The sequence below is a fragment of the Neobacillus paridis genome (genome assembly GCF_016765675.1).
GTDB classification, from domain to species: Bacteria; Bacillota; Bacilli; order Bacillales; family Cytobacillaceae; genus Neobacillus; species Neobacillus paridis.
This window is the reverse complement of the sequence record NZ_JAESWB010000262.1, coordinates 1-510: the sequence shown is the minus strand read 5'-3', so window position 1 is coordinate 510 and position 510 is coordinate 1. Positions and strand designations below refer to the sequence as shown.

The 510-nt window shown below is 62.5% G+C and carries 1 protein-coding gene; it reads right to left on the bottom strand.

Annotation, left to right across the window (positions count from 1 at the left end; all coding sequences use genetic code 11):
* Positions 1 to 510: sulfatase-like hydrolase/transferase (locus tag JK635_RS28750; RefSeq protein WP_202655258.1), on the bottom strand; the 510-nt coding region annotated here is incomplete at both ends.

The window sequence follows — 510 nt, the reverse complement described above, 5'->3', positions numbered from 1 at the left end:
AGGGTCCATGGCTTTTCATCCCTTGCATGTTCGGCCAGCCATTCAACGGCGGTATCGGCCACGCGGGCATCAAAGCGGTTGTAGTCCGATTCCCCCGCGCCGATCCTGTTGTACAGCGGCGAAGGGCCGATGGTCTCCGGCATCGGATCGCGCACCGAGCCCCAGACCTGGCCGATGCCGTCATGGATGTGGACCGCATGCTGCTGACGTTGGAATCCGACCGGGGAAGAGGCGTTCCTGTAATGCAGCTTGCCGATCGATTCCACCACGCAGCCGGCATCCGACAGATGCTGCGCCCATCCGGCTGGCTTGCCATCGTAAGCGATGGCATTGTCCCAGCAGCCGATTTCGTGGACATAACGTCCCGTGGCAAGGCTGGCGCGCGCCGGCACGCAGATCGGCGACGGGGTATAGGCATTGCTGAATCGGGTGGCCCTTTTCGCGAGCGCATCAAGATTGGGCGTACGGATGAATGGGTGGCCGGCGCAGCCCATCAGGTTATGGACGTGT